At 39.5% G+C, this 5,096-nt stretch carries 6 protein-coding genes; 3 read left to right on the top strand and 3 right to left on the bottom strand.

Translation table 11 applies throughout. From position 1 onward, the window contains the following. The 3 genes from AC1DND_RS18890 to AC1DND_RS18880 form a co-directional block, all read left to right on the top strand. A partial coding sequence (locus AC1DND_RS18890) for an ABC transporter permease (RefSeq protein WP_477583964.1) occupies window positions 1-550 on the top strand: 550 nt, incomplete at its 5' end. Between the two features lie 3 nt (window positions 551-553). Then, complete coding sequence (locus AC1DND_RS18885; RefSeq protein ID WP_477583962.1) at window positions 554-1,000, top strand: DinB family protein; 447 nt, start codon at window positions 554-556, stop codon at window positions 998-1,000. A 20-nt stretch (window positions 1,001-1,020) separates the two neighbouring features. Beyond that, the gene (locus AC1DND_RS18880) at window positions 1,021-1,524 is read left to right on the top strand and encodes a shikimate kinase (RefSeq protein ID WP_477583960.1); all 504 of its coding nucleotides are present in this window, start codon (window positions 1,021-1,023) and stop codon (window positions 1,522-1,524) included. Between the two features lie 50 nt (window positions 1,525-1,574). Here the strand turns inward: AC1DND_RS18880 and crtD are convergent, their stop codons facing one another. The 3 genes from crtD to AC1DND_RS18865 form a co-directional block, all read right to left on the bottom strand. Then, window positions 1,575-3,053: a 1-hydroxycarotenoid 3,4-desaturase CrtD gene (crtD, locus tag AC1DND_RS18875; protein WP_477583958.1), complete on the bottom strand. Its 1,479-nt coding sequence runs from the start codon at window positions 3,051-3,053 to the stop codon at window positions 1,575-1,577. A 4-nt stretch (window positions 3,054-3,057) separates the two neighbouring features. After that, a complete protein-coding gene (locus AC1DND_RS18870) occupies window positions 3,058-4,761 on the bottom strand; it encodes a M28 family peptidase (protein ID WP_477583956.1) in 1,704 nt (567 codons plus the stop codon). 44 nt (window positions 4,762-4,805) lie between these two features. Then, window positions 4,806-5,096 (bottom strand): DoxX family protein (locus AC1DND_RS18865; RefSeq protein ID WP_477583955.1); only part of this gene is annotated, 291 nt, incomplete at its 5' end.

The following is a 5,096-nucleotide window of genomic DNA, read 5'->3' as shown; positions in this document are numbered from 1 at the left end:
GGGTATATCAGCGCCTTCTTTTTTTGCGGGGATTATTATTGCCTGGCTTTTCGGTTTTGTACTGAGCAATTATACTGGCCTAAAAATGAGCGGCAGCTTATATTCTTACGATCCCTTTAATGGTGAAGTATTAACCCTAAGAAACCTATGGTTGCCAATGGTTACCCTTGGTTTGAGACCTTTGGCGATTATTGTACAGTTAACCAGAAGTGCAATGCTGGATGTTTTGGCGCAGGATTATATCAGAACTGCAAGAGCCAAAGGCTTAAGTAGAAATGCTATAATTTATAAACATGCTTTAAAAAATGCTTTGAACCCAGTAATTACAGCTATTTCAGGATGGTTTGCCTCATTGCTGGCGGGTTCTTTTTTTGTAGAGTACATTTTCGGGTATAACGGATTAGGCAGAACAACTGTAACCGCTTTAGAAATGTCTGATTTTCCGGTAGTGATGGGTTCTATTCTTTTTATTGCCTTCGTATTTGTAGTCATCAATATTCTGGTTGATATTTTATATGCTTATGTTGACCCAAGAGTTAAATTAAGTTAGGTTATGCGCGAAGAGGAAATTATAAATTATACTGAGCTTGCCGATCAACGCATCATCGAAATATTTAAGCTTGCAACAACCGAAATGCCCGATGCTGAGCGCTTGTTTAGCCATGTACTTAATGCCCAACATATATGGGCGCAACGGATTTCGGGCAAGAAACCACTTTATGGTGTTTGGGATATTCATCATAAGGAAAACTTTGAGCGTATTGCTGCTGAAAATTTTAGATTGATCAGGGCGGTATTGAAAAAGAGTTCTTTAGATAAGAAGATTTTGTACAGCAACACACAAGGTATTGAGTACGAAAACCGATTGGATGAAATTTTATTTCATTTATTTAATCATTCTACTTATCATCGCGGACAGGTTGTAACTTTATTGAAAAAAGAAGGTTTTACGCCACCTGTAACCGATTATATTATGTTAAAACGCGACCATTTATTGTAGGTCGGTTAAATAAAACACACATGAAAATTTTCCTTATCGGATACATGGGCTGCGGCAAAAGTACAAAAGCTAAACAGCTGGCACATCGTTTAGAATGCCCTGTGATTGATCTTGACGCCGAAATTGTTTCAAAAACAGGTAAAAGTATTGCCGAATATTTTGCCGAATATGGAGAAAGTGGCTTTAGGGATTACGAAAGCAAAATGCTTAAAACCTTCGATTATCCAGAAACCTGTGTGGTAGCTACTGGAGGCGGATTGCCATGCTTTTTCGATAACATGGAATGGATGAATGCTAACGGTGAAACCGTTTATTTGCAAATGGAGCCGGCGGCTTTGGTATCACGTTTACATAACCGTCAAAAACGTCCCTTAATTAAGGATCTGGATGATGAACAGCTTTTAGAATTTATTAAAGAGAAACTCAAAGAACGTGATCCTTTTTATACCAAAGCTAAGTTGATTGTAGACGCATTTGACCTGGACGGGGAAAAGTTGGAAGAAGCGATTAAAAATAATCGGTAGATTTTCTTTGCCAATAAACAATTTGCTTTAGATAAGATTTCCCCTAAACCCTAAACCCTAAACTCATCGTCAATTATCTTAGCTGATAACAACGCAAGGGGAATGCCTCCGCCCGGATGCACGCTACCCCCACAGAAATATAAATTTTTAACTTTCGAACTGAAATTGGAATGCCTTAAAAAGGCAGAAAACTGATTGTTGGAACTGTTGCCATACAGAGCGCCTTGATAAGAACCGGTTTTGCTTTCAATGCTTCTGGGGTCTAAAATCTGCTCACAGATAATATCTTTTTCAATATTTCTGTTTAACAATCGACTGATCTTTTTGATAATATTTGTCCTGGCTTCTTTAATCAACACATCCCATTTTTGACCATTATTGGCAGGAACGTTTATCATTACAAACCAATTTTCACTATCTGTAGGCGCATCCCCTCTAATGTGTTTGGCGCTGATATTAATGTAAACGGTGGGGTCGCTGCTGATGGTTTTATCTTTCCATATGGCATTAAACTCCTTTTGGTAATCTTCAGCGAAAAAGATGTTGTGCAGGCCCATATCGCTGTAATTCCCATCCATGCCCCAGTAAAAAATCAAAGCAGAGCTACTCCGTTCCTGGTTTAATAATTTTTTAGGTTGAGCTATGTTTTTAAGCAGGTTTTTATAAGTAAACCAGACGTCGAGGTTCGAAACAACAACGTTAGCTTTATAGGTTTTATCGTTAACTTTTACGCCCTGTACTTCGGATTTAGGTTTATTAGAATATATAATTTCCTCCACCTTTTGATTGTAATGAAGCCTTATTCCCAACCCTTCTGCCAATTTTACCAGGGCAGTAACAATACTATACATCCCGTTCTTTGGAAGGAAAGCTCCATAGTGGTACTCGAAATGTGGAATTATATTCAATGTGGCCGGTGCCTGATAGGGATCGGAACCATTGTAGGTGGCATAACGGTTAAAAAGCTGCGCTATTCTATCGTCTTTAAAGAACGATTGGTTTGCTTTTGCCTGGGTTCTAAAAGCATCAATCTGGCCAAAACGGAATATAGATTTTAAGGTGTCCCAGTGCAGGTAGCTTTTAATTTTATGCAAACTTCTTTCCAAAAATACACGGTGGGTAACATCGTAAATGGTTTTGCTTTTGTTTAAATAGCGCTCAACCTCTTTTGCAGTTGAAGCTGTTTTTTCTTCTATTTCCTTGGCAAGTTCATCGAGATCTGCACTTGCGTTTAACCTTAAGCCATCTTCGTAAAAATAACGGCAAATTTCTTTTAGTTTTAGATATTCAAAATAATCTTCAGGGTTTTTGCCTGCCAGTTTGAAGAGTTCATCCACGTACTGGGGCATGGTAAAAAGGCTCGGTCCGGCATCAAACCTGAAACCGTTCATTTTTATTTCTGTCAGCTTACCTCCAGGTTTTGAATTAGCTTCAAAAACATCAACCTCATAGCCCTTTAAGGAAAGACGGATTGCCGATGCAATGCCCGCAATTCCGGCACCGATAACTATTGCTTTTGGTTTAGGCATCAATCTACTTTAACTCCTCTAAATATAGCTTCGTTTGCTTTTCGATCTCGTTGGTGGCAAACTTAATGGCCGAACCAACTCTGGTGGTTTCGGATTTTACAGGCATCTTGTTTACCGTTGCCAAAGCATCAGTATACCATTTGGCCCACACTTCAATAATGTGTTTCTCATCCGTTGCGGTTTTCCCTTTTGCAATTTCCTTTTTGCTCAGTTCAAATTCAGTTTTTAAGCGGGTTAAAGCATCAGTTTTAACTTTCGAGATTGTGGCTATCGCAGTATTTTCATCTGCAGAAATTAAAGTATAGGCAGCAGTTAAACCACTTATCCCAACATTTTTCATTTCGGTTGGCGAAACCTTATCAATCCTGTCGTTATCCGTATGGTAGAAAACATCGGTAAAGTGCCACATCAATAATCCTGGAATTTTATTTTGCAAAAATGGTGTGTGGTCGCTGCCACCTTCGAACGGATTATAATTAACWGTCCAGTTGGCAAATTTGCCCTGTGCTTTACAGATATCGAAGATAAAATCGTTAAAATAATGCGGAAAAAGATCTTTTTCAGTAACATCGCCAGCGCCCCATTCGGTATGTTTATCAGCTCCCCTTGTCCAAATGGCCGATGGATCAGGCATTTTTTCAATCAGGAATGAGCCGCCGGTTTTTTTAGTGTCCTCGCCAACCATATCCAAACTCATTCCCCACATAATGCCTTTGGCCCGGGTGGTATCTTCGGTAATATATCTTCTTGTTGATACAATTTCGTCGCCCCATAAAAAAGTGAGGCTACGCTTCGGACTTATCTTTTTTGCCTGATATAATGCTGCTGTTAGCCTTGCCATTTCTGCTAATGTACCAACACCACTTGCATTATCATTTGCGCCAGGCTCCTGAACATGGGCACTGAACACAAAACGTTCATTAGGATTTACATTGCCTTTAACATTTGCTACTATGGTTAATTCTTCGGAGGGGTAAATTTTAGTCTGAATACTTACTCTTAATTTAGTCTCGCCTTTTAAACAGGCTGCTTTTAATTTTTCTTTAGCAGCATAAGATAAAAGCAAKGTCCATACCTCACTATTGGCTTTCATGCTCCCAAATTGGATAGAAGTTTGGTGTACCTCTGGTTGGGTGTACTTTGGCATCGAATAGCCCAGCACACCAATGGCTCCCGCTTTTGTGGCTATTTGAAGCAAACGTGACGGACTGTTCTCAGAAAAAAGGATTTTTCCTTTAAGGTCCATTTTCTCTATTTCGGCAGGTAATACGTTGGCAATGTAAACCACATTAGCTGTAACACCTCCTGCAGCTGTTGATCCGCAATTGATTGGAATCATATTGCGGTTAGTTTTATAAGAGATGAGTGGTTTTGTTTCGCCAACGATATCAATATTGGCATCAACAGGTTCCCAGGTATTGTTTTTCATCGCTCTTTTTTCGATGCGATAAGTTAAAGGAGCCTCAAATTCATCCTGCTTCTGTTCTACAAAACCGGCCTTTTTAAGGATATTTTCTACATAATGGATACTGGCATTAAAGCCTGTGTTACCGGGTACGCGAAAGTATTTTTCTACAAAAGCAGTTGTTTCATAAGCGTTTTTTTCTAGGAAACCAGCCCGCGTTAGCGTGAAATATTCATCTGTCGAATTTTGTGCGTAACATCCCAATCCCGCAAAAAGCAGTGCAAAAAGTATCTTCGTTTTCATGATCGTTCGTAAAAGCGAAAGATACTAAGAATATTTAATGTTGTTTAGGCGTACCGCTTGCCAGTTTTGCGTTTCAACCCTTCATCAACCGATAATGGGCCTGAACCTACTACCCAAAACATGATGAGCAGAAACAAGACCAATACCGAAAACCACAATTCCGAATTCGGTGTGGAGAAACCCGGCGTAAGGTTAACGAAAAATACCGCAAACAATAAGATTGGAATCTGAATTACAACGGCAAAGCGGGTAACTAAGCCTAAAGTAATTAAAACACCCCCAACCAAATGCGCAAATGCAACAACATGAATGGCGACACTGATGAGCTGATGAGC

This window comes from Pedobacter sp. 01N416, assembly GCF_056399685.1.
Note: the sequence above shows the minus strand (reverse complement) of the source record. Positions and strands in the feature narration are given on the sequence as shown.

Coding starts and splice junctions, on each gene's coding strand:
- AC1DND_RS18885 (WP_477583962.1), top strand. CDS start 554: ATGCGCGAAGAGGAAATTATAAATTATACTGAGCTTGCCGATCAACGC.
- AC1DND_RS18880 (WP_477583960.1), top strand. CDS start 1,021: ATGAAAATTTTCCTTATCGGATACATGGGCTGCGGCAAAAGTACAAAA.
- crtD (WP_477583958.1), bottom strand. CDS start 3,053: ATGCCTAAACCAAAAGCAATAGTTATCGGTGCCGGAATTGCGGGCATT.